The 20,359-nt window shown below is 65.1% G+C and carries 22 protein-coding genes; 12 read left to right on the top strand and 10 right to left on the bottom strand.

All coding sequences use genetic code 11. From position 1 onward, the window contains the following. Positions 1 to 3: 3 nt before the first annotated feature. The 6 genes from ASE49_RS00645 to ASE49_RS00620 form a co-directional block, all read right to left on the bottom strand. Positions 4 to 1,353 carry a S41 family peptidase gene (locus tag ASE49_RS00645; protein ID WP_056767465.1) on the bottom strand — a complete coding sequence of 450 codons (1,350 nt, stop codon included), beginning with the start codon at positions 1,351 to 1,353 and terminating at the stop codon, positions 4 to 6. 131 nt (positions 1,354 to 1,484) lie between these two features. Next, positions 1,485 to 2,720, bottom strand: coding sequence for a murein hydrolase activator EnvC family protein (locus ASE49_RS00640; RefSeq protein WP_056767462.1), 1,236 nt, complete (start codon positions 2,718 to 2,720; stop codon positions 1,485 to 1,487). A gap of 53 nt (positions 2,721 to 2,773) precedes the next feature. Beyond that, complete coding sequence (locus ASE49_RS00635) at positions 2,774 to 3,199, bottom strand: 23S rRNA (pseudouridine(1915)-N(3))-methyltransferase RlmH (RefSeq protein WP_056767460.1); 426 nt, start codon at positions 3,197 to 3,199, stop codon at positions 2,774 to 2,776. A 53-nt stretch (positions 3,200 to 3,252) separates the two neighbouring features. Then, a complete protein-coding gene (gene rsfS / locus ASE49_RS00630) occupies positions 3,253 to 3,651 on the bottom strand; it encodes a ribosome silencing factor (protein WP_056767457.1) in 399 nt (132 codons plus the stop codon). A 113-nt stretch (positions 3,652 to 3,764) separates the two neighbouring features. After that, entirely contained in the window at positions 3,765 to 4,469 is a 705-nt protein-coding gene (locus tag ASE49_RS00625) for a nicotinate-nucleotide adenylyltransferase (RefSeq protein ID WP_056767453.1), read from the bottom strand. After that, positions 4,433 to 5,722: a glutamate-5-semialdehyde dehydrogenase gene (locus ASE49_RS00620; RefSeq protein WP_056767449.1), complete on the bottom strand. Its 1,290-nt coding sequence runs from the start codon at positions 5,720 to 5,722 to the stop codon at positions 4,433 to 4,435. Before ASE49_RS00620 ends, ASE49_RS00625 begins: the two co-directional genes overlap by 37 nt. Before the next feature lie 270 nt (positions 5,723 to 5,992). Here ASE49_RS00620 and ASE49_RS00615 point away from each other — a divergent pair, with 270 nt between their 5' ends. From ASE49_RS00615 to rho, 5 genes are all read left to right on the top strand, one after another. After that, positions 5,993 to 7,048: a M23 family metallopeptidase gene (locus ASE49_RS00615; RefSeq protein WP_056767446.1), complete on the top strand. Its 1,056-nt coding sequence runs from the start codon at positions 5,993 to 5,995 to the stop codon at positions 7,046 to 7,048. Beyond that, complete coding sequence (locus tag ASE49_RS00610; RefSeq protein WP_056767443.1) at positions 7,048 to 7,470, top strand: bactofilin family protein; 423 nt, start codon at positions 7,048 to 7,050, stop codon at positions 7,468 to 7,470. The genes ASE49_RS00615 and ASE49_RS00610 overlap by 1 nt, the downstream gene beginning before the upstream one ends. Before the next feature lie 83 nt (positions 7,471 to 7,553). Further along, positions 7,554 to 7,994, top strand: coding sequence for a CopD family protein (locus tag ASE49_RS00605; RefSeq protein ID WP_056767438.1), 441 nt, complete (start codon positions 7,554 to 7,556; stop codon positions 7,992 to 7,994). Between the two features lie 11 nt (positions 7,995 to 8,005). Beyond that, positions 8,006 to 8,338, top strand: a complete 333-nt coding sequence (locus ASE49_RS00600) for a hypothetical protein (RefSeq protein WP_056768614.1) — start codon at positions 8,006 to 8,008, stop codon at positions 8,336 to 8,338. A 196-nt stretch (positions 8,339 to 8,534) separates the two neighbouring features. Continuing rightward, on the top strand, positions 8,535 to 9,791 hold the full coding sequence (rho, locus tag ASE49_RS00595) for a transcription termination factor Rho (protein ID WP_056767434.1): 1,257 nt from the start codon (positions 8,535 to 8,537) through the stop codon (positions 9,789 to 9,791). Between the two features lie 82 nt (positions 9,792 to 9,873). Here rho and ASE49_RS00590 read toward each other — a convergent pair whose 3' ends face one another. Next, positions 9,874 to 10,842: a quinone oxidoreductase family protein gene (locus ASE49_RS00590; RefSeq protein ID WP_056767431.1), complete on the bottom strand. Its 969-nt coding sequence runs from the start codon at positions 10,840 to 10,842 to the stop codon at positions 9,874 to 9,876. 6 nt (positions 10,843 to 10,848) lie between these two features. After that, entirely contained in the window at positions 10,849 to 11,547 is a 699-nt protein-coding gene (locus ASE49_RS00585) for a dienelactone hydrolase family protein (RefSeq protein ID WP_056767428.1), read from the bottom strand. Between the two features lie 101 nt (positions 11,548 to 11,648). On the opposite strand from ASE49_RS00585, the gene ASE49_RS00580 reads away from it, so the two are divergent. The 6 genes from ASE49_RS00580 to ASE49_RS00555 are packed head-to-tail and all read left to right on the top strand — an operon-like array spanning position 11,649 to position 17,503. Further along, positions 11,649 to 11,921, top strand: coding sequence for a DUF6489 family protein (locus ASE49_RS00580; protein ID WP_200921933.1), 273 nt, complete (start codon positions 11,649 to 11,651; stop codon positions 11,919 to 11,921). A gap of 35 nt (positions 11,922 to 11,956) precedes the next feature. Then, entirely contained in the window at positions 11,957 to 13,231 is a 1,275-nt protein-coding gene (gene mnmE, locus ASE49_RS00575; protein WP_056767424.1) for a tRNA uridine-5-carboxymethylaminomethyl(34) synthesis GTPase MnmE, read from the top strand. Between the two features lie 57 nt (positions 13,232 to 13,288). Further along, positions 13,289 to 15,130: a tRNA uridine-5-carboxymethylaminomethyl(34) synthesis enzyme MnmG gene (mnmG, locus tag ASE49_RS00570; protein ID WP_056768612.1), complete on the top strand. Its 1,842-nt coding sequence runs from the start codon at positions 13,289 to 13,291 to the stop codon at positions 15,128 to 15,130. Beyond that, positions 15,127 to 15,768, top strand: coding sequence for a 16S rRNA (guanine(527)-N(7))-methyltransferase RsmG (gene rsmG / locus ASE49_RS00565; RefSeq protein WP_056767420.1), 642 nt, complete (start codon positions 15,127 to 15,129; stop codon positions 15,766 to 15,768). Before mnmG ends, rsmG begins: the two co-directional genes overlap by 4 nt. Then, positions 15,765 to 16,541: a ParA family protein gene (locus tag ASE49_RS00560; RefSeq protein ID WP_056767415.1), complete on the top strand. Its 777-nt coding sequence runs from the start codon at positions 15,765 to 15,767 to the stop codon at positions 16,539 to 16,541. The genes rsmG and ASE49_RS00560 overlap by 4 nt, the downstream gene beginning before the upstream one ends. After that, entirely contained in the window at positions 16,538 to 17,503 is a 966-nt protein-coding gene (locus ASE49_RS00555; protein ID WP_056767413.1) for a ParB/RepB/Spo0J family partition protein, read from the top strand. The genes ASE49_RS00560 and ASE49_RS00555 overlap by 4 nt, the downstream gene beginning before the upstream one ends. Here ASE49_RS00555 and ASE49_RS00550 read toward each other — a convergent pair whose 3' ends face one another. Together ASE49_RS00550 and ASE49_RS00545 are read right to left on the bottom strand one after the other, a co-directional pair. Beyond that, positions 17,504 to 18,163, bottom strand: a complete 660-nt coding sequence (locus tag ASE49_RS00550) for a glycine zipper 2TM domain-containing protein (protein ID WP_056767410.1) — start codon at positions 18,161 to 18,163, stop codon at positions 17,504 to 17,506. It abuts the gene before it with no gap. Between the two features lie 155 nt (positions 18,164 to 18,318). Further along, positions 18,319 to 18,801 carry a GAF domain-containing protein gene (locus ASE49_RS00545; protein ID WP_056767408.1) on the bottom strand — a complete coding sequence of 161 codons (483 nt, stop codon included), beginning with the start codon at positions 18,799 to 18,801 and terminating at the stop codon, positions 18,319 to 18,321. A gap of 61 nt (positions 18,802 to 18,862) precedes the next feature. On the opposite strand from ASE49_RS00545, the gene ASE49_RS00540 reads away from it, so the two are divergent. Continuing rightward, the gene (locus tag ASE49_RS00540) at positions 18,863 to 20,341 is read left to right on the top strand and encodes a PQQ-dependent sugar dehydrogenase (RefSeq protein WP_056767406.1); all 1,479 of its coding nucleotides are present in this window, start codon (positions 18,863 to 18,865) and stop codon (positions 20,339 to 20,341) included. Positions 20,342 to 20,359 lie beyond the last annotated feature (18 nt).

Here is a 20,359-nt window from a genome sequence, read left to right as displayed (position 1 = left end):
CGGTTACTTGGTCGCCGCGGCCAGCGCCGGCTTGCCCGCCGTCCGCTTCAGCGTGTCGATCGCGTAGCTGAGCTGGAAATCCTTGATACCCTGCTTTTCCAGTTCGGCGGCGGTCACCTTGAAGCGCGGATCGGTCATCTTGTCCGTCTCCAGGTCCTTGTCCTTGAGATCGGCCTCGTTGATCAGGTGGCCGCGCAAATCGGATTCGCGCACGGCATTTTCGGCGCGCTTGCGGGCATCCGGATCGGACAGCTGCGGCACTTTGATGTCCGGATTGATGCCGCCCTCCTGCACCGAATGGCCGGACGGTGTGTAATAGCGCGCCGTGGTCAGCTTGATCGCGCTTTTCGAATCGAGCGGCAGGAAGGACTGCACCGAGCCCTTGCCGAACGTGCGCTCGCCCATGATCACCGCGCGGTGCTGGTCCTGCAGCGCGCCGGCCACGATCTCGGATGCCGAGGCAGACCCGGCATCGACCAGCACGATCACCGGCAGGCCCTTGGCGGCATCGCCCTTGAACACGGTTTCGGCGCGGTAGAACTGGTTTTCGCTAGCGTTGCGGCCGCGCTGCGACACGATGTCGCCGTGATCGAGGAACAAGTCCGACAAGGCCACCGCCTCGTCCAGCGAGCCGCCGGGGTTGGACCGCAGATCCAGCACAAGACCCGCCAGCTTCCCGCCCTTGACGGCCATCTGCTTCTTGAGGTCCATCAGGCCCTTGTTCACATCGTTGCCGACATCGCGCGAGAACTCGTTTACCGAGATCACGCCCACGTTGTCCTTTAGCTCCCACGTCACCGGTTCCAGCTGGATGATGCCGCGCGTCACCGTCACGTCGAACGGCGCATCGCGCCCGGGGCGATAGATGGTCAGGCGGATGGACGTGCCGGATTCGCCGCGCATCTTGGACACCGCCTCGTCCAGATCACGCTCGTAATACAGCACGCCGTCGATATGCGTGATGTAATCCCCCGCCTTCAGACCCGCCTTTTCCGCCGGGCTGCCCTTGAACGGGGAGACGATCTTCACCGCGCCATCGTCCTCCACGACCGAGAGGCCAAGGCCGGTGTACTTGCCGTCGATCATCGTTTCGAGCCGCTGCAGCGAGGGGCCGTCCAGATAATTGGAATGCGGGTCCAAGCTGGCCAGCATGCCGTCGATCGCGCCCTTGAGCAGCTTGTCGTCGTCCACCGGGTCGACGTAGTTGTCTTTCACGATCTGGTAGATGGTGAACAGCTTGTCGAATTCGTGGCTGGTGCGCGTGTCCACCGCAGCCAGGCCGGACGTGGCGATAGGCAGCACCGCAACGGCGGATACCAGCAAGGTGGCGCGAAGAAACGGGAGGATCTTCATTCTAGGGCGAGGGCCTTTGATCGTGAGTGCCGCAAAACCTGCGGGGTATGGTGGCATCCTATCGCCCCATCGCCGTGAACGCCAGCGGAACGCGGTCAGCAAAACCCGCGCTTCGCCGAATACCGGTAGTCCTAGAGTGCGCGCAGATATTGCAGCGGGTTGACCGGGTTGCCGTCCTTGCGCAACTCCACCATGATCTGCGAGCGGGCCGGCCCGGCTGCGCCGATCGGCGAGCCGGCCAGCACGTCGTCCCCCACATGAACATCCAACCGCGCCAGACCCGTGACCAGCGACGTCCAGCCGCCCGGATGCTCGATGATGACGATGCTTTGATAACCGCGATAGGGCCCGGCGAACGCGACGCGCCCCGGTGCTGGCGCAACCGCCTGCGCCAGCGGGCGCGGCGCCAGCACCAGCCCGTTGGAGCGGGCTTGCCCGGGCGCGTCCTCGCCAAATCCGGTGACCAGCCGCCCGGTGACCGGCAGCATGTAGCCGGGTAGGCCTTCAGGCAGCGGGGTGAACTGGCCGGCACCGATCACGCGGGCCTCTTCGGGACGGGCGGGGCGCATTTCCGGCCCGGGCAGAGCGGCCAGTTGCGCACGCAGGCGGCCTTGCCGGCCCAATTCGTCGACGAGGCCCGTCAGATCACGCGCCTTTTCAGCCAGCGCCAGCGCATGGTCGCCTTCGCGCGCAGCAATGCCGCTGGCCGCGCGCCCGGCGAGCCGCTGCCGCGATTCGAGGACGGCCAGCTGGCTGCGGCTGATGCGCATCTGCGCCTGCGCCTTGGCCAGCCCCGCTTCTGCCGCGGCGGCCTGCAGTTCGAGCACGTGCCCGCGTTCGATCGCGCCGCGCAGCGCGGCGGTGCGCTGTTGCACCTGCGGCATCATCGTATCGAGCAGCGCCCGCAGATACACCGCGTCGCGCACCGAGCCGGGCCGCAGCAACGCAAGCACGGGGGGCCGGCGCGTCAGCCGTTGCAGCGCTCCGGTCAGCCGCGCAAGCGGGCCCTGCTTTTGCGCCAGCTGCGCGCGCAAGGCGTTGCGCTGCGATGCGATCAGGCGGATCTGCGCGCGCTGGGCGGCAATCTGCGCGTCCGCCTCCTGAATGCGGGCAGCAACTGCGGCGGCTTCACGCGCGGTAAGGTCGGCCTGCGCGGTGACCTGCCGGGCCCGCGACTCCAGCGTTCGCGCGCGGGCGTCCGCTGCTGCGCCTTCGCGCTGGGCGGTGATGAGGTCTCGGCGCGCCTGCGCGGCGTCAACGCCGGGGTCAATCACCGCAAGGCCGCTGCCCTGCGTGAACGCCTGCGTCGCAAACACGCCGGCTGCAACAGCGGCAAGCGTCAGTACGGCAAGGCGGGGGCGGCGCATCACGATCCGTGGGTTAGGGCCAGACTCGCGCAAATGCGAGGCGAAATCCCGCTTCAGCCGGAGCGGTGATAGGGATGCCCCGCAAGGATCGCGGTGGCACGCCAGAGCTGCTCGGCCAGCATCGCTCGCGCCATCAGGTGCGGCCAGGTCATCCGACCAAAGCAGAGCAGATGATCGGCGCGCGCTCTCGCCTCGTCGCCGTGCCCGTCCGCCGCTCCGATCAGGAAGCGGCATTCGCGCACCCCTTCGTCGCGCCAGCGGCCAAGCAGCGCGGCGAAGTCCTCGGAGCTCATGATCTTGCCGCGCTCGTCCAGCAGAATGTCGCGGGCAGGGGTTTGCGAAGGGGGCGGCACCCGCCCGCCCACGTCAGGCAGTTCGCTGTGCCGGAACGGCCATGCGATCCGCCTGGCATAGCGATCCAGCAGATCGCCTTCCGGCGTGCGGGCGATCTTGCCACGGGCGATGACGTGCAACAGCATGACTATAGCCCCAGGGCCGCCCGGCCGTTCGCGTCAACAACTATCAAGCGCGCTCAGGACGCGCCCGATGGCCCGTCAAAGCCCCACATCCGCTCCAGGTTGTAGAATGTGCGCACTTCGGGGCGGAACAGGTGGACGACCACGCTGCCGGCATCCACCAGCACCCAGTCGGCTGCGGGCAGACCTTCGATGCGCGGGTTCCCGAAGCCGCCTTGCTTCAGGCGTTCGCCCAGCTTCTGCGCCATGGCCGCGACCTGACGGGTCGACCGGCCCGAACCGATCACCATGAAATCGGCGATGCTGGATTTTCCGTCGAGATCGATGGTCACCAGTTCCTGCACCTGATCGTCGTCCAGCGACTGCAGGATCAGCGCAAGCAGCGGGTCATCGCTCTGGACGGTGGGGGGAAGCGCGGCGCCGGTTGCGCCCGGCTGTATCTGTGCCTGTGGCATCTTGGTTGGGTTCTGCTCCTTTCAAAATCGTCCAGGCAGGATGGGAACCACCCTGCCGCGTGCGATCGTATGCCGTGTAAGCCGGGTGCGTGCACGAAGGACCGCAAGGTCCATCATTCCGCCGTTCCGGGGATGGGGTGATGTGTAACTGCGTCTCGCGAAGGGGCGTTTCCGAACCTTCGTGCCCAGTCAGGATCGGCGCGGCGTATGGCCGTTGCCGACCGCGTATCGGGGTCGAATCGCAATATCACCAGCGCGGGTGCGCTCCACCTTTCCGGACCGCGAAGGCTGGTCAAGGGTCTCCGGAACGTCCCCAGCCAGGCCATCGCGGGGCTCGCGAGGGCGCCCCTGTCATACCCCGGACGGGCGATCACCGCAATCGGCATGAGCATCGCCAGTTTCCGCCAGTCTTTCCAGCGATGCAGCTGGGCGAGATTGTCCGCTCCCATCAGCCATACGAACCGCCGCTTGGGGTAGCGCGCCAGCAGCTTGCGCAGCGTATCCACGGTGTAGCGCGTGCCCAGTTCGCGCTCGATCGCCGTCACCTTGATCCGCGCGCGCCGGGCCTGAGCGCGAGCCGAACCCAGCCGGACCGCCAGAGGCGCCATCCCAGCCGCCGGCTTGAGCGGGTTACCGGGCGATACCAGCCACCACGCCTCGTCAAGGGCCAGCGCCCGAATCGCGAACAGAGTGATTCGCCGGTGGCCGCCGTGGGCGGGATTGAAGCTGCCACCCAGCAGCCCGGTCACCGGGCCATTGCGCACCGTCTGTGAACGCCGCGTCAGGGCCGCGCCTGTCCGGATCCGCGCACCTGCCACTTGTAGGTGGTGAGCCCTTCGAGCGCGACCGGGCCGCGCGCATGCAGGCGGCCGGTGGCGATGCCGATCTCCGCGCCCAGCCCGAACTCGCCGCCATCGGCGAACTGGCTGGAGGCGTTGACCATGACGATGGCGCTGTCCACTTCGGTCAGGAACCGCTCCGCCGCCGCATCGTCCTGCGTCACGATCGCATCGGTGTGGTTGGAGGAGTGGGCGGCGATGTGTTCGATCGCCTGGTCCAGCCCGTCCACCACGGCCACGGCCAGGACCGCGTCGAGATATTCGGTGTCCCAGTCCTCGTCGCTGGCGGGCAGGATGCGCGGGTCCAGCGCGCGCGCGCGGGCATCGCCGCGCACTTCGCATCCCGCATCGAGCAGGCCCGCGACCACCGACCCGCTTTCGGGAAACTGGGTGTCGAGCAGCAGCGTTTCCATCGCGCCGCAGATGCCGGTGCGGCGCATCTTGGCGTTCAGCGTCAGCGCGCGCGCCATGTCCGGCGCGGCGGTGTGATGCACATACGTGTGGCAGATGCCGTCCAGATGCGCGAGGACCGGCACCCGTGCATCGGCCTGCACCCGCGCGACCAGGCTTTTTCCCCCGCGCGGCACGATCATGTCGATCAGCCCGGCAGCGGTCAGCATCGCGCCGACCACGGCCCGGTCCTGCGTGGGCACCAGCTGCACCGCAGCGGCGGGCACACCGACGCTTTCCAAGCCAGCGGCAAACGCGGCGCGGATCGCGCGGTTGGAATGCAGCGCCTCGGTACCGCCGCGCAGCAGGACCGCGTTGCCCGAGCGCAAGCACAAGGCCGCAGCATCGGCGGTGACGTTGGGGCGGCTTTCATAGATGATGCCGATCAGCCCGATCGGCACGCGCACGCGGGACAGCCTGAGCCCGTTGGGGCGCTCGTCCTGAGAGATCACCGCGCCGACCGGATCGGGCAGGCTGGCAACCTGATCCACCGCGTCGGCGATGCCCGCCAGACGCCCGGCATCGAGACGCAGTCGATCCAGCAATGCAGCCGTCAGCCCTTTCGCCTCTCCGGCGGCGACGTCTTGCGCATTGGCGGCAAGGATCTCGTCCTGCGCCGCCCGCAGTGCGGCAGCGGCGGCATGCAGCGCTGCGGCTTTCTGGCTATCGTCCAACCGGGCCAGGATGCGTTGCGCGGCGCGGCCGTCTGCGGCAAGCTGACGGACCAGATCTTCGGGCGAAACCGCCGCAACGTCGGGCGCAAGAGTGGTCTGCAAAGTCATGCCCGCGCCCTAGCAGCACAGGGGCGCATTGTCACCGATCCGCGCGACGGCCCGCCAAATATGACCGATTCGCAGCCGATTGATGACAGTTACAGATGCCGGAATCCTCCGTCCGTCGCGCCGATCTTGCTGCCCACCTTGATTCCGCAGCCTTTCACGCCGGGCCGATTCGCTTTGCCGACCGCGCGCTGGTAGCGGCGCGTCCGGGATTGAAATATCATTTTTAAACGTGGGGTTGTTTTGTTTTCGGTATCAGCCGGAGCGCTGTCTATGCGCTTCAGGAATGCATTTCCCGATCGCGAATTCGTCATGCGATCGCAGGGGCAGGTTCGCTTCGTGCGCGTCTCGTCACGGACCCAGAAGACCGTCGCCGCCGCTGCACTGGGCCTGATCGGCGCGTGCTGCGTTACGATCGGCGCAATGGCGGTGTCCCACACCACCCAGGCCGAGCTGGCCGCACGCGAAGCCCGCGTGGCCCGCACCGCAGGGCTGGTCGCAAACGAAAAGCGCAACATCGCCGCTCTGACCGCCGACCTGGCCCGCCGTCAGGCCTTCATCGAACAGATGGTGGATGCACACATCGGCGATGACGGCTCATCAACGAATGCAAGCGCAGCCCCTCAGATCAGCGCAGCCGCGCCCGATGCCGCCGGACTGCAACGCATCAAGGCCGAGCAGCTCGCACTGGTGGCGCGGTTGACCCGCTATGCCGACGTGCGCGCACGCAGCGCTTCGGATGCCATTCGCCGGCTCGGCCTCGATCCCGCGGCGATGACCCGCACGCAGGGCGGGGAGGGCGGCCCGCTCGTCAAGCTGCAGACCGGGGCGGACGGCAGCATCGATCCGCGCTTCGCCGCGATGGGCAAGAGCCTGGCGCGGATGGGCGCCCTCGAAAGCGGGCTGGCCGCGATCCCGCAAGTCAGCCCGGCGCATGTGGCCTACGTATCCTCCAGCTATGGCTACCGCGCCGATCCGTTTACCGGCGGCGCGGCCTTTCATCCCGGCCTCGATTTTCCGGGGCCGAAGGGCTCGCCGATCTATGCCGCCGCAAAAGGCACCGTCACGTTCGTGGGCCAGCGTAACGGCTACGGCAATTGTGTGGAGATCACCCACGGCAACGGCCTGATGACGCGCTATGGCCACTTGTCGGGCTTCCACGCACATGTCGGCGAAAAGGTGGAGGGCGGCGCGCTGATCGCCGCGATGGGCAGCACCGGCCGCTCCACCGGCTCGCACCTCCATTTCGAAGTTCGGGTGAACGATCGCCCGGTAAACCCCCGCCCGTTCCTGGAAGCGGCACGCAACATCGATAAGGACACCCGCTGATGGCCAGAGCATACACCATCTCTCGCGGCGTTGCCGCTGCCCCCACCGCCTCCACACTGGATGCGAAGATGTGCGTTACCGGCAACATCGAGACCGATACCGATATCCAGGTGGATGGCTGTGTGCATGGCGATATCGCCTGCACGGCGCTGGTGCAGGGAGAAGGCAGCGAGATCACCGGGGCGGTACGCGCCGAATCGGTACGGATCGCCGGTCTGGTGCGGGGCTCGGTCGCCGCGCGCGATGTGGTGATCCTCAAGACCGCGCGGATCGAGGGCGACGTTGCCTACGACGCGCTGACGATCGAGCAGGGCGCGCGCCTGAATGGGCGCCTCAGCCCCAACGCCACCCACACGCCGCCAACGGTCGCGCGCCTGCCGCTGACCGATCGCAACCACGACAGGGCCCTGGCCGCCGAGTAAGTACTCCAGCACCGGCGCGCACTTTCGTTCACGCCGCAAGAAAAGGCTGACGCCTCCCGTGGCTACGCGCTAAGGAGCAGCGGATGGAACTGCTTCAAAGCATCTACCCGTGGATCAAGGCCGGGCACGTCATCTTCGTCATCTTTTGGATGGCCGGCCTGTTCATGATGCCGCGCTTTTATGTGTATCATCAGGAGGCCGATCCCGGCTCTCCGGAAGAAGCGCGTTGGGTGGATCGCGAAGCCAAGCTGCGCAAGATCATCCTCACGCCTTCGCTGGTCATGGTCTGGGTGTTTGGCATCCTGGCCGCCACTGCGATGGGGTGGTGGGGGCAGGGCTGGCTGCATGCCAAGCTGCTGTTCGTGCTGGGCCTGTCCGGCTACCACGGCTGGCTGGTCGGCTACGGCAAGAAGCTGGCACGCGGGCAGCGGCCGTATTCCGGCAAGGCCTTGCGCCTGCTGAACGAAGTGCCGGGCCTGGCGGCCGTGGTGATCGTCATCCTGGTGGTCGTCAAACCCTTCTAAGGAGCGTGCCTGTGATCGTTCTTGCTGCCGCTGCCGTGTCGCTTGCCGCACTCCCGCCTGCAGACCGGAACGACATACGTTGCCTTGCCTACCTGACCGTGGCGGCAAGCAAATTGGACGGCGATCTGCGGCGCAAGGTGGAAGGCGGCGCACTGTATTACTTCGGTCGTCTCGAAGCGCGCTCACCCACGCTCGATGTCGCCGCCGCGCTGGACAGCGCGATCCACGATCCCGCGTATGACCGGCGGGCATACGAAGCGGACAAAGCGCGATGCCATGTGCAGCTGGACCCGCTCGCCAGGCGCTTCGACGCATGGCGCGAAACCTACGAAAAGACCAAGTAAGCCCACACGCGTCGCCCGCTTTCGAAGCCGCGCGGCAGCCCGAGCGTCGTTTATAATTGACCGCTGAACGCCCCGCTATTATCTGGGAGGCGTTCCGGCACATGGCGTGAGCCTGTTCTCTTGCCTGGATCTGCTTTCCCCAAGCCCTTCGATCCCGCCGGCCGACACTCCAAATCTATCCGGAAAATTACGCTCCATGCATCTTAAAGAACTCAAGAAGAAATCGTCGGCCGAACTGGTCGAAATGGCCGAAGAACTGGGCGTCGAAGGCGCATCCACGTTGCGCCGCCAGGATCTCATGTTCGCTATCCTCAAGGAAGTGGCTGAAGACGGTGAGGAAATTGTCGGGCAGGGCACCATCGAAGTGCTGACCGACGGCTTCGGCTTCCTGCGCAGCCCTGAGGCGAATTACCTCGCCGGACCGGACGACATCTATGTCTCGCCCAACCAGGTCCGCAAATGGGGCCTGCGCACCGGCGACACGGTGGAAGGCGAAATCCGCGCGCCGCGCGATGGTGAACGCTACTTTGCGATCACCAAGCTGGTGACGGTGAACTTCGACGATCCCGACGCCGTGCGCCACCGCGTCAACTTCGACAACCTGACGCCGCTCTATCCCGATCGCCGCCTGAAGCTGGACTGCCTCGACCCCACGGTAAAGGACAAGTCGGCCCGCGTGATCGATCTCATTTCGCCGCAGGGCAAGGGCCAGCGCGCATTGATCGTCGCACCGCCGCGGACCGGCAAAACCGTGCTGCTGCAGAACATGGCCAAGGCCATTACTGACAATCATCCCGAAGTGTTCCTGCTCGTCCTGCTGGTCGATGAACGCCCCGAAGAAGTCACCGACATGCAGCGCTCGGTGAAGGGCGAGGTCATTTCCTCCACCTTCGACGAACCCGCCCAGCGCCACGTGCAAGTGGCTGAAATGGTTATCGAAAAGGCCAAGCGCCTGGTCGAGCACAAGCGCGATGTCGTGATCCTTCTGGATTCGATCACCCGCCTTGGCCGCGCCTACAACACAGTCGTACCCAGCTCGGGCAAAGTGCTGACCGGCGGTGTCGATGCCAACGCCTTGCAACGCCCAAAGCGCTTTTTCGGCGCCGCGCGCAACATCGAGGAGGGCGGCTCGCTCTCCATCATCGCCACGGCGCTGATCGACACCGGCAGCCGGATGGACGAAGTTATCTTCGAAGAATTCAAGGGCACCGGCAATTCGGAAATCGTGCTGGACCGCAAGGTCGCTGACAAGCGCATCTTCCCCGCGCTCGATGTTGGCAAGTCCGGCACCCGCAAGGAAGAACTGCTCGTGCCGCGCGATCAGCTGTCGAAGATGTGGGTCCTTCGCCGCATTCTTATGCAGATGGGCACGGTGGACGCGATGGAATTCCTGCTCGACAAGATCAAGGATTCCAAGACCAACGAAGATTTCTTCGCCACGATGAACCAGTAAGGGCAGGGGCGCTGGGCGTACCTGCCGATACGCCGGGTCCTGCCAGCGCGGGACCCGGCGCAACCTTCGCTATCGTTGCCGCTCAGGGAATGAGGACGGTAGACCCCGTGGTCGATCGGCTCTCCAGCGCGGCATGCGCCTTGGCCGCATCGGCCAGCGCGAAGCTCTGGCCGATGCGGGGCTTCAGAACGGCCGAGGCGATGCGATCGAACAGCGCCTTCGCGCTGGTGGCCAGAGCCTCCGGGGTGGCGATATAATCCGCCAGCGTCGGGCGCGTCACATAGATCGACCCCGCGCGCATCAGGTCAAGCAGTGCCACCGGCGGCACCGCACCGGAGGCGTTGCCGTAGCTGACCATCAACCCACGTTTACGCAGGCACGCCAGCGAAGCCGCCCACGTGGCCGCACCCACGCCGTCGTAGACGACGTCGCACAACGCGCCGCCGGTCATGTGCCGCACCTGATCGGGCAGGGCGTCGAAGGCGCAACACAGGACATGCGTGGCCTGAACGTGCCCTGCCTTTTCTGCGGAGCCGACATGCCCGATCACAGTCACGCCCTGGTCCATCAGCCACGGCACCAGCAGCGAGCCGACCCCGCCCGCGGCGGAATGCACCAGCGCCACATCGCCCGCCTTCGCGGGAAACGTATCCTGCGCCAGATAGCAGGCCGTCAGCCCCTTCAGCATCACCGCAGCGGCGGTTTCTGGCGCAATGCTGTCCGGAATGCGCATGGCCTTGGCGGCAGGGATGAGCCGGTGGGTTGCATAAGCCCCGCCATTTTGCACCGTGCCGACGCGATCGCCCGGTGCCAGTCCGTCGACACCGTCGCCGACCGCAACGATCCGGCCCACGCTCTCAGAGCCCAGCACGATCGGCAGCGCGTCGGGATACAGCCCTTTGCGATAATACGTATCGATGAAGTTCAGCCCCACCGCTTCGGTTTCGATGAGAACTTCGCCAGGGCCGGGCTGCGACACTACGAAATCCTCACGCTCGATCACGTCAGGGCCTCCGTGCCGCCGCACGATCATGCGATACGCATTCGCCATCGCCCGTCAGCCCAGATGTTCTGCGAAGAAGGCTTCGGTGCGCCCATCCGCCAGTGCGGCCCCGGCGGGATCCCGGCGCGTGCCGATCTCGGCGGCAAAGCCGTGATCCAGCCCTTCGTAATCGTGCAAGGTTACCTTGGGATGATCGTCCAATCCTTCGTGGATGGCCTTCTGCGCAGCTTCATCAACGAAATGATCGGCGGTGGGGATGTGCAGCATCAGCGGATTGGCAATGGCATGCTTCTCGCCCAGCATCTGGTCGATCATCACGCCGTAGTAGCCAACGGACGCGTTGATGTCGGTGCGCGCGGCCGCCATGTAAGCCACGCGCCCGCCCATGCAAAAGCCCACCAGGCCGACTTTCCCGACGCCCTGGTCCTGGCGGATCCAACGGATCACCGCTTCGATATCCTGAATGCCAAGGTCAAAGTCATGCTTGCCGGCAAAGTCCAGCGCCTGCTTGAACTCCCCCTCGTCATACGGGCTCAGTTCGATCCCGGGCTGCTGCCGCCAGAACGTGTCGGGCGCCACCGCCAGATAGCCCTTCGCCGCCCAGCCTTCGGCCTTCTGGCGAATGCCGGCATCGACGCCGAAAATTTCCTGCTGCACGATGATGGCCCCGCGCGGTGTGCCCTCCGGCTTCACCACGTAGGCCGGTATCATGCCATCATGCGCGAACGTTGGAATTTGGGAATTGGTAGCCATGGGAACTCCTCAGCAGATTATAGCCTGTGTAGGGACTGGCATTGGACTTTGCCACGCCCATATGTCAGTTCTGACATCGGCATTTGAACAGGAGGCCGCGCATGAAGGTGAATGTCGAGCTGGAATGCTCGCCCGAGGAAGCCCGCCGCTTTCTTGGCCTCCCGGATGTAACTAAGGCGAACGACGTCTATGTCGATGCGTTGACCAGGGCGATGCAAGGCGCTGGCAACTTCGACCAGTTGAACGAGCTTACGAAGCAGATCGCACCCGTTGGCCAGTTCGGCCTCAAGATGTTCCAGCAGTTCATGGAAAGCGGCGTCGCCATGGCGATGAGCGGATCCGGGCAAAACCCTGCGCGCAAGGACCGCGAATAGCATTCGGGCGATCTGCCTGCTAGGCGGCGACGCCTATGAACGACACCATCTTCGCCTTGTCCAGCGGGCCGCCGCCAGCGGCAATTTCCATCATTCGCATAAGCGGCCCAGATGCGGGCCATGTGCTGGCGCGGCTCGCAGGCGCGGTGCCGCCCCCACGCCGCGCCAGTTACCGCACACTGCATGTTCCACGTGGAACAGTGCTGGATCAGGCGCTCGTCTTGTGGTTTCCAGGGCCAAATACGGCCACGGGTGAGGCATTGGCTGAACTGCACCTGCACGGTGGGCGCGCCGTGGTGGCTGCGGCGGACGCAGCGCTCTTGGAATTGGGATGCCGCCGCGCCGAGCCCGGAGAGTTCACCCGCCGCGCCTTTGCCAACGGGCGGATCGACCTGTCTGAAGCGGAAGGCCTGGCGGACCTCCTCAGCGCCGAAACGGAAATCCAGCGCAGTGTGGCGCTCGCTATGGCGGGCGGCGCTTTTTCACGACAGGTGGAGGATTGGCGGGACCGGGTTCTGCGTTTGTCCGCCGTGGTCGAAGCCGCGCTGGACTTCGATGACGAAGACGACGTGCAAGGCCGCCCGCTTAGTCTCGATGCCGATCTCGCCGCCCTCGCCAGTGATTTGCGCACGTGGCTGCATCGCCCCACGGCTGACCTTTTGCGCCAGGGCTTTCGCGTGGTTCTGGCCGGCCCTCCGAACGCTGGCAAAAGCACCTTGTTCAATGCACTGGTACAGGAAGAAGCGGCCATTACCTCGCCCATCGCAGGAACGACTCGCGACGCGGTGATGCGCAGCGTCGCGCTTGACGGCGTACCTTTCCTGTTCATCGACACGGCAGGTTTACGCGACAGCGGAGAGGACACGATCGAGGCCATCGGCATCGCCAAAGCGCATAGCGAAATCGACACGGCGGATCTCGTCCTATGGCTGGGATCGGAGGGGGAGGGCCAACAGGGTGCCTGGGAAATCGCTACGCAGATCGACGTGGTCGACCATCCTGGCAAAGCATCGCCGCGGCACCGTGTTTCTGCGCTAACCGGGGAAGGCCTTGGCCACCTGCGAAACGATCTCGTAAATACGGCGCGCACCGTAATGCCAAAGGCTGGTCATGCTGCGTTGAACCGGCGGCAACATGATTTGCTGTCTGATGCCCTGAAAGCGCTGGATGCCACACGCAGTACGGCTGACCTGCTTTTGCTGGGCGAGTGCCTTAGACTGGCCCGCGTCGCGTTTGACAGCTTGGTGGGTCGCGCCGCAACCGAGGACGTGCTCGATACCTTGTTCGGACGCTTCTGCATCGGCAAGTAGATGTTTCACGTGAAACACCGCTTTGACGATTTTGACCACATGCGATACAGGCCGGCGATGCAGACGTTCGATGTGATGGTGATCGGTGGCGGCCATGCCGGCTGCGAAGCGGCGGCGGTCGCAGCGCGGATGGGGGCCCGTGTGGCACTTGTCAGCTTCGACCTCGCCACCGTCGGCGCCATGAGCTGCAACCCCGCGATCGGCGGCTTGGGCAAAGGCCACCTCGTGCGCGAGGTAGACGCCTTCGATGGCATCATCGCGCGGGCTGCCGATGCTGCCGCGATCCACTACCGGATGCTCAACAAGTCCAAAGGCAGCGCGGTGCAAGGCCCGCGCGTGCAGGCGGATCGCAGTTTGTTCAAAGCCGCCGTGCGCCAGCTGCTCGCCGAACACGGCAACCTGACCCTCATCGAAGGAGAGGTCAGCGCCCTGATCTTTACCGGCGAGCACGTAACCGGCGTACGGTTTTCGGGCGGCACCGTATTATCGGCCCCGGCCACGATCCTGTGCACTGGCACGTTTCTGGGCGGCATCCTGTTTCGTGGAGAGGAGCGGATCGTCGGTGGCCGGATTGGCGAGGATTCCGCACAGGAACTCGCCGCGCAGATCCGCAGCGCCGGCTTGCCCATGGCGCGCCTGAAGACCGGCACGCCGCCCCGGCTCGATGGGCGCACAATCGACTGGGGCCGGCTGGAGGAGCAACCCTCCGATGGCGAAGGGTGGACAATGTCCGCTATGGGATCGCGCCGTACGGTGCCGCAGGTATTTTGCGCCGTCAGCCGCACCAATGATCGCGCGCATGACGTCATCCGGCGTAATCTGCACCGATCGCCGCTGTTCTCCGGCGCAATCGGTGCGCAGGGCCCACGCTATTGCCCGTCCATCGAAGACAAGATCCATCGCTTTGCCGATCGCGACAGCCATCAGGTTTTTCTCGAACCCGAAGGGCTGACCACTCCGCTGGTCTATCCGAACGGCATCAGCACCTCCCTGCCCGCTGATGTGCAACTGGACATGCTGCGCAGCATGGTAGGGCTGGAGGTGGTCGAGATGATCGTTCCCGGCTACGCCGTAGAATACGACTACATCGACCCGCGTGCCTTGCGGCCAACGCTGGAGGTTCGCGCGCTGCCCGGCCTGTATTGCGCCGGGCAGATCAATGGTACGACGGGGTACGAGGAAGCCGCCGCGCAAGGGCTGGTTGCGGGGCTGCATGCGGCGGCGGCTGTGCTGGGTAAAGCCCCTCCGCGCCTGGACCGGGCCAACAGCTATCTGGCGGTGATGGTCGATGACCTGACGTTGCAAGGCGTCAGTGAACCCTATCGCATGTTGACCGCCCGTGCCGAGTATCGCTTGCGGCTTCGCGCCAATAACGCGTCCACCCGGCTCACGCCGATTGCCATCGAAGTCGGCGCAGTGGGAGCCGAGCGTCAGGCGTGGTTCGCCGCGCGCGAGAATGCGAAGGCCGCTCTGTCTGACGTATTTGACACGAAAGTGCCTGCTGCGGAGATGATGGCGGCCGGCGCACCGGTCAAACCGGACGCTGGCAAGCTGCCGCTACGCGAGTGGCTGCGTTTTGGCGGGGTGGGCGTGGAGTGCCTGAAAGGCTGGATCAACCCCGCGGCGTCGCCGGACATCGTGGAAGAGTTGGCGGAAGACGCGACTTATGCTCCGTATCTGGAGCGCCAGCAGCGTGAGTTAAAAGACCTGCGCGCCGGCGAGGCGCTGCCCCTGGGGGATGATTTCCCGTATGCAGATACCCCCGGTCTTTCCCGCGAAATGATCGAGCGCCTGTCCCAGGCCCGTCCGGCAACGTTGGCCGCCGCAGGCCGCATTCGCGGGGTGACCCCGGCAGCGCTGGCGGCGTTGCTGGTGCAGGCCCGCAGGGTCACCGCATGATTGAAACCGAGGCTGCCGCGCGTGCGTGGCTTGCGACGCTGCCGGAATTCGACTCACAAGCGCAGGACCGTCTGGATCTGCTGGTCAAGCTGACGCGCGAGGAAAACCAGCGCCAGAACCTGGTGTCCGCCGGCAGCTTGGAACACGTATGGACCCGGCACATCGTAGACAGTGCCCAACTGCTCCGCTTTGTTCCACGTGAAACAAGTTCGCCATGGATGGACCTGGGCACTGGCGCCGGCTTTCCCGGACTGGTGATCGCTGCGCTGCGTCCTGAATGCGAAGTCGTCATGGTCGAGTCGCGCACGCGCCGAGTCGAATGGCTGCAGCGTGCTGCCGATGCGATGGGATTAAGGAGCGCCAAGGTTATAGGCGCGCGCCTCGAAACCATTCCCAGTGCGCCACGGGCCTGCATTTCGGCGCGCGCATTTGCGCCACTCGGCAAACTTCTCAACTTATCGGCGCGATTTTCCACAAGTGACACGGTCTGGGTGTTGCCCAAGGGCATGTCCGCGCAGCAAGAACTGGATAACCTTCGCAACTGGCGTCACACGTTCCACGTGGAACACTCGGTGACGGACCCACAGGCGGGGATCATCGTCGGCACTTTGACCGGCGGGAAGGGCAGCACCACGTGATCCGTATCGCCATCGCCAACCAGAAGGGCGGAGTGGGCAAGACGACCACCGCGATCAACATTTCCACAGCGCTTGCCGCCACGGGGTGGCGAACGCTGCTGATCGATATCGACCCGCAGGGCAATGCGTCAACCGGGATTGGCGTGCCGGCATCGGAGCGGCAGGGGTCGTCTTACGACGTGCTGGTCGATGGTGTGGCGGCGCGCGAATGCATTATGCCCACCCGCATTCCAGGCCTGGACCTGCTTCCTGCTACTGTCGATCTTTCCGGTGCCGAAGTGGAGCTGGTCAGCGCGGACGATCGGGCGCATCGCCTGCAGCGCGCGCTCAGCCCGGACCTGGGCTATGATGTGTGTCTGATGGACTGCCCGCCGTCGCTCGGCCTTCTGACCCTCAATGCGCTGACCGCTGCGGACACCCTGCTGGTGCCGCTGCAGTGCGAGTTTTTCGCGCTGGAAGGGTTGAGCCAGCTTTTGCAGACGGTTGAACGGGTGCAGCAGCGCTTCAACCCCGAGCTTGGCATCATCGGTATTGCGCTGACGATGTTCGACCGGCGCAATCGCCTTACCGAGCAGGTGTCGGACGATGTGCGATCGGTGCTGGGCAAGCTGGTGTTTGAGACCGTCATTCCGCGTAACGTGCGCCTTTCCGAAGCGCCAAGCCATGGCGTTCCCGCCTTGATCTACGACCATGCGTGCGCTGGCAGCCGCGCCTACATGGCACTCGCCCGCGAACTGATCACGCGGTTGCCCGAAAAGAGGAAGGCAGCATGACCGACGATCCCATCGTGCGTTTCAGTGTCCCGCAGCCCAGGCCAGCGGGGCAAAAACCCAAGGGCCTTGGCCGTGGCCTGGGTGCCCTGTTGGGCGAGACACGGCGCGAGGCACCGGTGTCCTCTGGCGGCAACAGCGGGGCTGCCGACAGGTCCGCGCCAGCCGGCGGCCTTGCCGTGCTGTCCATCGCCGATATCCAGCCCGACCCCAGGCAGCCGCGACGCCAGTTCGAGGAAGGCGCGCTGGAGGAACTGGCCGCATCGATCGCCCAACGCGGCGTCATCCAGCCGATCATCGTGCGGCCGCTGGACAACGGGCGTTATCAGCTTGTCGCCGGTGAACGCCGTTGGCGCGCCGCGCAAAAGGCGCATCTGCACGAGATGCCAGCGCTGATTCGCGACCTTACGGACCGCGAGGTCATGGCCATCGCTCTGATCGAAAACCTCCAGCGCGAGGATCTGAACCCGATCGAGGAGGCGCGCGCCTATCACCGCTTCGCCGAAGACGAGGGCATGACCCAAGCCGAAATCGCGCGTCTGGTCGACAAGAGCCGCAGCCACGTCGCCAATTTCCAGCGACTGCTGGCTCTGCCTGATCCAGTCATCGCGCTGGTCGAGCGCAGCCAGTTGTCGATGGGACATGCACGCGCACTGATCGGGTGCGACGATGCCGAAGCCATCGCACAGGCTGCTGTAACCAAGCAGATGTCGGTGCGGGATGTCGAGAAGCTGGTGCGCAAGAAGCAGCGCGGTGATGCTGCGCCAAGGCGCGCCAGGACGGCTCGCAATGCCACAGCGGATGCGGACATTGCGGCAGTGCAAACCCACCTTGAGGAATTTCTAGGCATGCCAGTCAAGATCAACGCCGATGCCGATCCGGCGTCCGGCTCGGTCACGATCCGCTATGCCACCCTGGATCAGCTCGATCTGGTTTGCCAACGCCTGACCGGTGGGCTCATCTGATCATTTGATCGGCACGCGCTTGTCAGGTGCAAGACGCACCCGTTTGTCTGGCACGACTTTCGCGCGGCGCGGGATGACCCGGCGGGCCGGACGCACGGGCACGTCTTCATAGACGTATTCCACGGTCTCGGTGCAGGGCGGGCGGGACTGGGGTGCCGGAACCATCATCATCGGCACGGCCATGACGGGATAGCCGTATCCCGGATAAGCCTGCCCGTAGCCGTAGGGTGCGTCGTATCCCGCCGGGCCGCGCTGATAGCCGGCGTAATAGTCGTCCAGATACGCCTCGCATTCGTCGCGCGCCCGTCCCCGGTCTTCCGCCTTGTCGATCGCGACACCGGCTGCGGCCCCGGCGAGACCGCCCGCCACCGTACCCAGGGTCCGGTTTCCGCGACCCGCGATGCGATTGCCGATCACGCCGCCAGCGACACCCCCGATCATAGCGCCGCCAACACCGGAATCGCGCGACGAGATTCGACGCCGGCAGTCCGCCAGCCATCCCTCACGCGCGTGATCATAATCCTCTCGGCGGTATTGCCGGTCGCCCTCGTAGCGGTCAGCGTAATGACCTGCGGGCGCGTCGTAACCGGCCTGCGCAAACGCGGGAATGGCAGGCAGAACTGCTATCGATATACTCGCTGCCAAGATGGAAATACGCATCGCAAAGCTACCCCTCGTGCCATAACCGGCTGTTAGCCTGGTAAACTAACTAAGGGACTAGCATTTTGCTGCGGCCAAGGCGAACGGCGTCATGGACCGATCCATGCCTTGTCCCGAATCGGCGCAATTTCGACCGCAGAATGCAGCGTATTTTCTTAGATGGCGCGCGCCGCAATGGCGGCCAGCTTCTGCAGCCCCTGCGCATCCTCATCATTGAACCGACCGGGCAAAGGGCTATCGAGGTCAAGCACTGCGATCACTACGCCGTCCCGGATGATCGGCAGCACGATTTCCGATCGGCTGTCAGCGTCGCATGCGATATGGCCGGGAAAGGCGTGCACGTCGGCAACCACCTGCGTTTCCCCACTTGCTGCCGCCGTCCCGCACACTCCTTGGCCGAAAGGAATCCGGATGCAGGCGGGCTTACCCATGAACGGCCCGAGTACGAGTTCGCCGTCCACGGTGCGATAGAACCCGGCCCAGTTCAGGTCCGGCACGAACTGCCAGATCAGCGCGGCAATGTTGGCCATGTTGGCCACGCCATCGCGCTCTCCCTCCACCAGCGCACCGGCGGCAGAGGCCAGCGCGTCATACAATTCGGCCTTGGGCAGGGCGGCGGCAGGGGCAAAGTCATACATGCGCAGGTTGTTAGCCCAAGTCTTTGTTGTCGCATAGCCGCTGCCGGCCTATCTCTATGCCATGAACCCGATCGTCAAAAAGACCGCCATCGCCTCCACCGTGATCGTCCTGGCCGCGGCCGGATTCGTTTACTGGAGTTTGCATTCCAACACGTCGGACCTGCCCTGGGACGCAACGACGGGTAAAAACCCGCAGCTGGTAGAGCCCGCACCGCAGTGGATACCCAGCATCAAGCTGGCCAAGCCGGTAGGCTGGGTCGCTGGCGAGGCACCCAAGGCAGCAGCAGGGCTTACCGTATCGCGCTTTGCTGAAGGGCTCGATCACCCCCGAACGCTATTGACGCTGCCCAACGGCGACATCCTGGTATCCGAAACGAACGCGCCGGCGGGCAACAAGCCGTCCGGCATTACCGGCATGGTTATGGGCTGGATGATGGGCCGGGTTGGCGCAGGCGTGCCTTCGCCGGACCGAATTGTCCTGCTGCGCGATGCCGATGGCGATGGAAAGGCGGAACTGCGCACGGTGCTGCGCACGGCGGACATGCATTCCCCGTCGGGCCTCGCTTACCAGAACGGCAGGCTTTACATCGCCAACCACGACAAGGTGCTGGAGTTCGCGTTTACCCCCGGCCAGACGAAGCTGGAAGGCAAGCCACTGCGTACGATGATAGACCTGCCGCCGGCAGGCAATCACTGGATGCGCAATCTCCTGCTCAGCCAGGACGGCAAGCATTTGTATGTCGCCGTCGGGTCATCCTCGAACATCGCCGATAATGGCCTGGATGCCGAAACCGGACGGGCGATGATCTGGGAGGTCGATGTGGCGACCGCGCGCCGCCGTCAATACGCAGTCGGGATGCGCAATCCCAACGGGCTGGGCTGGAATCCCTCGACCGGAGAGATGTGGGCCACCGTGCAGGAGCGCGATATGCTCGGCCCCGATCTCGTACCGGATTATCTCACCAACGTGCCGGTCGGGGCCCAGTATGGCTGGCCCTGGGTGTACTGGAAGAACAACTTCGACGAGCGCGTGCAATTGCCGATGGACAGCTCGATGGTCGAATACACCCGCAAGCCGGAGTACGCGCTGGGCGCCCATGCCTCGGCGCTGGGGCTGACGTTCGCCAATGGCGGTAACCGGCTGGGCCAAGGCTTTGAAAACGGTGCGTTCATCGCCCGCCACGGCTCTTGGAATCGCCGCCCCGCCGCTGGCTACGACGTCGTGTTCGTGCCGTTCGACGCCAACGGCAACCCGCGCGACGTAAAGCCGCAGCGCGTACTAACCGGATTTCTGAAAGACAATGGCGACACCCACGGTCGGCCCACCTGGGTTGGATGGGACAAGGGCGGGGCGCTGCTGGTCAGCGATGACACTGCCGGCATTATCTGGCGCGTGATTGCACCGGGCGCGCAGCCTTCCCAGCCGGTCAAGGCGGTGGTGACCGAACACATGAAGCCGCTGGAGGACATCAAGGACCCCACGTCCCCCGAGGCGATGATGGGCGCGTTCAAGAAGCAGGACGACAGGATCATCAACTAGCCGCAGCCCGGCGGCCGC

Source organism: Novosphingobium sp. Leaf2 (genome assembly GCF_001421325.1).
In the GTDB taxonomy this organism is placed as follows: domain Bacteria; phylum Pseudomonadota; class Alphaproteobacteria; order Sphingomonadales; family Sphingomonadaceae; genus Novosphingobium.
The sequence above is the reverse complement of the archived record's forward strand: the minus strand, read 5'-3'. Positions and strand labels throughout refer to the sequence as shown.

Bases quoted from the DNA above. Each gene is read 5' to 3' on its own strand.
- ASE49_RS00540 (WP_056767406.1), top strand. From the start codon at position 18,863: ATGAACCCGATCGTCAAAAAGACCGCCATCGCCTCCACCGTGATCGTC.
- ASE49_RS00545 (WP_056767408.1), bottom strand. From the start codon at position 18,801: ATGTATGACTTTGCCCCTGCCGCCGCCCTGCCCAAGGCCGAATTGTAT.
- ASE49_RS00615 (WP_056767446.1), top strand. From the start codon at position 5,993: ATGCGCTTCAGGAATGCATTTCCCGATCGCGAATTCGTCATGCGATCG.
- rsfS (WP_056767457.1), bottom strand. From the start codon at position 3,651: ATGCCACAGGCACAGATACAGCCGGGCGCAACCGGCGCCGCGCTTCCC.
- ASE49_RS00580 (WP_200921933.1), top strand. From the start codon at position 11,649: ATGAAGGTGAATGTCGAGCTGGAATGCTCGCCCGAGGAAGCCCGCCGC.
- mnmE (WP_056767424.1), top strand. From the start codon at position 11,957: ATGAACGACACCATCTTCGCCTTGTCCAGCGGGCCGCCGCCAGCGGCA.
- ASE49_RS00590 (WP_056767431.1), bottom strand. From the start codon at position 10,842: ATGGCGAATGCGTATCGCATGATCGTGCGGCGGCACGGAGGCCCTGAC.
- ASE49_RS00640 (WP_056767462.1), bottom strand. From the start codon at position 2,720: ATGCGCCGCCCCCGCCTTGCCGTACTGACGCTTGCCGCTGTTGCAGCC.
- ASE49_RS00635 (WP_056767460.1), bottom strand. From the start codon at position 3,199: ATGCTGTTGCACGTCATCGCCCGTGGCAAGATCGCCCGCACGCCGGAA.
- ASE49_RS00555 (WP_056767413.1), top strand. From the start codon at position 16,538: ATGACCGACGATCCCATCGTGCGTTTCAGTGTCCCGCAGCCCAGGCCA.
- ASE49_RS00585 (WP_056767428.1), bottom strand. From the start codon at position 11,547: ATGGCTACCAATTCCCAAATTCCAACGTTCGCGCATGATGGCATGATA.
- ASE49_RS00610 (WP_056767443.1), top strand. From the start codon at position 7,048: ATGGCCAGAGCATACACCATCTCTCGCGGCGTTGCCGCTGCCCCCACC.
- rsmG (WP_056767420.1), top strand. From the start codon at position 15,127: ATGATTGAAACCGAGGCTGCCGCGCGTGCGTGGCTTGCGACGCTGCCG.
- ASE49_RS00550 (WP_056767410.1), bottom strand. From the start codon at position 18,163: ATGCGTATTTCCATCTTGGCAGCGAGTATATCGATAGCAGTTCTGCCT.
- rho (WP_056767434.1), top strand. From the start codon at position 8,535: ATGCATCTTAAAGAACTCAAGAAGAAATCGTCGGCCGAACTGGTCGAA.
- ASE49_RS00605 (WP_056767438.1), top strand. From the start codon at position 7,554: ATGGAACTGCTTCAAAGCATCTACCCGTGGATCAAGGCCGGGCACGTC.
- ASE49_RS00620 (WP_056767449.1), bottom strand. From the start codon at position 5,722: ATGACTTTGCAGACCACTCTTGCGCCCGACGTTGCGGCGGTTTCGCCC.
- ASE49_RS00645 (WP_056767465.1), bottom strand. From the start codon at position 1,353: ATGAAGATCCTCCCGTTTCTTCGCGCCACCTTGCTGGTATCCGCCGTT.
- mnmG (WP_056768612.1), top strand. From the start codon at position 13,289: ATGCAGACGTTCGATGTGATGGTGATCGGTGGCGGCCATGCCGGCTGC.